Origin of the sequence: Lutibacter sp., assembly GCF_040883305.1 — a bacterium.
GTDB lineage: Bacteria > Bacteroidota > Bacteroidia > Flavobacteriales > Flavobacteriaceae > Lutibacter.
The window spans coordinates 1-3,719 of sequence record NZ_JBFLKT010000451.1; the positions used below are offsets into that span (position 1 = coordinate 1).

The 3,719-nt window shown below is 27.8% G+C and carries 5 protein-coding genes and 1 other RNA gene; 4 read left to right on the forward strand and 2 right to left on the reverse strand.

Features of this window, described 5'->3' with window-relative positions; translation table 11 throughout:
• Together AB1Z17_RS14420 and AB1Z17_RS14425 are read right to left on the reverse strand one after the other, a co-directional pair.
• A partial coding sequence (locus tag AB1Z17_RS14420; RefSeq protein WP_368052467.1) for a carboxypeptidase-like regulatory domain-containing protein occupies window positions 1–597 on the reverse strand: 597 nt, incomplete at its 3' end.
• 10 nt (window positions 598–607) lie between these two features.
• Complete coding sequence (locus AB1Z17_RS14425; RefSeq protein ID WP_368052468.1) at window positions 608–2,320, reverse strand: M23 family metallopeptidase; 1,713 nt, start codon at window positions 2,318–2,320, stop codon at window positions 608–610.
• Window positions 2,321–2,488: 168 nt separating this feature from the next.
• Here AB1Z17_RS14425 and AB1Z17_RS14430 point away from each other — a divergent pair, with 168 nt between their 5' ends.
• The 4 genes from AB1Z17_RS14430 to AB1Z17_RS14445 all read left to right on the forward strand — a co-directional run.
• A complete protein-coding gene (locus AB1Z17_RS14430) occupies window positions 2,489–2,779 on the forward strand; it encodes a hypothetical protein (protein ID WP_368052469.1) in 291 nt (96 codons plus the stop codon).
• Between the two features lie 14 nt (window positions 2,780–2,793).
• Window positions 2,794–3,090, forward strand: coding sequence for a cell division protein ZapA (locus tag AB1Z17_RS14435; protein WP_368052470.1), 297 nt, complete (start codon window positions 2,794–2,796; stop codon window positions 3,088–3,090).
• Window positions 3,091–3,146: 56 nt separating this feature from the next.
• Window positions 3,147–3,253, forward strand: a non-coding RNA gene (gene ssrS, locus AB1Z17_RS14440) — 6S RNA.
• A gap of 47 nt (window positions 3,254–3,300) precedes the next feature.
• Window positions 3,301–3,719, forward strand: a 419-nt coding sequence (locus tag AB1Z17_RS14445; RefSeq protein ID WP_368052471.1) for an Rnase Y domain-containing protein, incomplete at its 3' end; no start/stop codon positions are given.

A 3,719-nucleotide genomic window follows, 5' to 3' on the forward strand; every position in this document is an offset into this window, starting at 1 on the left:
ATTTTGAACCATTGCACTGTTTACAAAACTCAAGCCTTCTTGTTGACCAGATCTTACTAAAAATGGTCTGTAAACTTCAATTCCGTTTACATATATTAGATTTTCATCAAAATTTCCGCCTCTAACATTGTATTGTGTACTTAATTCGTTGTTGTTATTTACACCAGGTAACGTCATTAAAATATTTTCTACACCTTGATTAGCACCTGGTATTTTCGTAATATTTTCAGTTGTAATTTTTATGGTTCCTTGAGCATCTTTTTTTCTATCTTCAACAAGTACTTCATCAATTTCTTCAACTTTAATAGTTAAAATAGGAGAGTAGCGAAGAGTTTTATTTGTAGGAATTGAAATTTTTATTTGAAGTGTTGTATATGAAATATGACTAAAAATAATTGAAATTTCTTTTTCTGCAGGCACTTGTAACAAATATTCACCTTTTTTATTTGAGGTAGTTCCGTAATTGGCATAACTTATTGAAACTCCCTCAATAGGGGTTTTATCAGTATTTTTAATAGTACCTTTAATTGTAGCTTTTTGCGCACTTAAAGTAACTGTGGTAAATATAAAAAAGAAAAATAGGGTATAAGTTTTCAAATTGTGGCGCTTATTTTTTTCTGAAAAAAGTAGCATTTAATGTAGTTGAATTTCCAACATTATCTGTTACGGTTATTTTTAGATTGTGCTTTGCGGTTGTAAAAATTTTATCGTTTAAATTATAAACCAGCAAATCTATTTTTGGATCATATTCTAATAAAATCCATTCGCCATCAATTTCACCTCTGTATGATTTTACGCCAGACTCATTATCTGTAATTTTTATTTTTAATTCACTAAAATTTGTTAACCATTGTGCATCCTTAAAATTTACCAGTTGTATTTTTGGTTCTTTTGTATCGGAAACTAGAGTAAAATCTCCTAAACTTTTAGTTGTAGTGTAAAAAGTAGCCTCTTTTTTAACAGTAGTTTCATAATCTGTTCTGCCTTTTTCATCTATTGAAGCTATGTATAACTGTTTTTTTTCAGTTTCAGTATATTTAGAAACATCAAAAGTCAAGGTGTATTTTTTATCTAAAGGAACTATTGGTGAGTGTACTTTTACTATTGAATCTTGCAACTGAAAATCTAAATAAAAGTCGTTATAAAATGTGAATTTTGGAAAAGCCACAGTGACACCTTCCTTTTTAAAAACATTAAAAATAGTTCGATTAATTTTATAAGGCGTTTTTTTAATCGTTTCTTTTACTAAAATACTATCCTTACTTCCAGTAATTGGAATGGTAATTTTTTGACTGTTACCTTTAAAATCTTTGGCAATTATTTCCACGGTATAATCCATTCCATTTTCAATGGTTACATACCCATTATTATTGGTTTTTTTATAGACATTCAATTTGTTTTCAGGTTCAATAAAACATTTTTGGATCCGCTGTTTTAAAGTCTTGAATCGTTCATAGTCAATTAACAGATTTATATATTTACTTTCTGCAAAAGAAAAAGATTCAGCATTAAATTCGTGTGCTCTTTTACCATTAACAGCAAGTGATAAGCTGTACAAACCGTTTTTATTATAAGCACCATCCAATTGATCGTAGGCATTAATCCCAAAACCAATTGTACCATATGCTTTGATTTTTTTAGCAAGTAAATTGCCATTTTCAAGTTGAATTAAAGAAATTTGAATTGGTTTAGCAATAGCATTGATATGGGAATTTTTGTTCAAAGAATAGCCAATTAATGTATTAATTCTTGGTTTTTTAGAATCGTTTACTTCAATACCAAATAACATTGGGTTAATTGGTTTTTCGGTTTTTGTATTGCGTATTTCAAAATGTAAATGTGGACCACCAGAGCCTCCAGAATTTCCAGAAAACCCTATAATTTCATGCTTAGATATTGGCAAAGTTGCGGCAGATGGAAATAAATGTATTTCAAAACTTTCTTTTTTATATTGTTGTTTCTTTACATAATCTTCAATTTTATCACTAAATTTTTGCAGATGCGCATATACAGAAGTATAACCATTCGGATGTGTAATATAAATCGCTTTTCCATAACCCCAATGTGAAACTTTAATTCTGGAAACATAACCTTCTGCAGAAGCTAAAACATCTAAACCTTCTTTTCCCAACGTTTTAATATCTAAACCAGCGTGAAAATGATTACTTCTTAGTTCAGCAAAAGTACCGGACAATACCAGCGGAATTTTAAGAGGCGTAGTAAAATAATCTTTAGGGTAAACTTTGCCAGTAGTAGCATTACCTTGGCTAAAGCCCAGTGTAAAATTACATAACAACAAGATTAAAAAAACTTTTCTCACATTTAATATTTTGTGCTAAAATACTAAATATTATTTTTTGTAAAGTCTAAAATTTCAACGAATTATTAATAAATAAAGTAAGTTTTTTCTAAAATGCAAAAAAAACAGTTGTAATATTGACATACTAACACTAACTTTGTATTTATAGTTTATATTCTTTAGGTATATATGAGTAATATAATTGAAGTTATTAATTTATTTGAAAATAAGCTCAAAACCCTTTTAGAAAATTATAGTTTTTTAAAAGAAGAGAACGAAGTTTTATATGATAAAATAGCTGTTTTAGAAGCTCAAATTACTAAAGAAAAGCAATTTAATAATGAAATTGAAAAAAAATATCAAACATTAAAAATTGCAAAAACTATAGAAGGCAGTAAAGAAGATAGAAGAGAAACAAAACTCAAAATAAATGCTTTAATTCGTGAAATTGACACATGTATCACTCAATTAAGCGAATAAGATCTTTTAAATAAATGGGAGAATCATTAAAAATAAAAGTTACAGTTGCAGGAAGAGTGTACCCACTTAAAGTAAAAAACGCAAATGAAGAAGAGGGGATGCGTAAAGCAGCTACTAAAATTAATGATTTAGTAAGTAATTATGAACAAAATTATGCTGTTAGTGATAAACAAGATGTTTTGGCTATGTGTGCACTACAATTTGCGTCACTAATTGAAGTAAATTCCATTAATAAAAAAGAAGATTTAACAGAAGCACTAGAAAAAATGAATAAATTAAATGTTTTAATTGATAAGCATTTAAATAAATAAGTTCTTTAAAATAATATTAATTAATAATACTGCCTACATTAGTTATTGTTTGTTAAACTCAACGTCACATTTTTATGAAGAGTGAGTCTATACTATTAGAGCAAGCCGTCTAGAACGGATCCTCGACCAGTTAGTTAGCTCTAAACTTGTTTTTTAGGAGTTTACATAAAACCAAACTATTGTAGGTTTTTTTATATCCAAATTTGAAATATGGTAGAATATATAATGCCAATTATTATTGGTATAGTAATAGGTTTAGCAATTGGTTATATAATTGCAAAATCGCTTGAAAAAAAGAAAGCAACTAAGATTTTAAGAAATACAAAAAAAGAAGCAACATCTTTAATACGAGAAGCCCAAATTGAGGCAGATGCTATTAAAAAAGATAAAATACTTCAAGCTAAAGAAAAGTTTATTGAGTTAAAATCTGAACACGAAAAAGTAATAATTGGTCGCGATAAAAAAATTGCAGAGACAGAAAAACGAGTAAGAGATAAGGAGTCTCAAGTTTCACAAGAACTCGATAAAAATAAAAAATTAAATCAAGAAATTACAATTAAAATAAACGACTATACTAAAAAAGTTGATTTTTTAGAAAGAAGAACAGAAGAAGTAGAAAAATTACACCG

Bases quoted from the DNA above. Each gene is read 5' to 3' on its own strand.
- AB1Z17_RS14435 (WP_368052470.1), top strand. From the start codon at position 2,794: ATGGGAGAATCATTAAAAATAAAAGTTACAGTTGCAGGAAGAGTGTAC.
- AB1Z17_RS14430 (WP_368052469.1), top strand. From the start codon at position 2,489: ATGAGTAATATAATTGAAGTTATTAATTTATTTGAAAATAAGCTCAAA.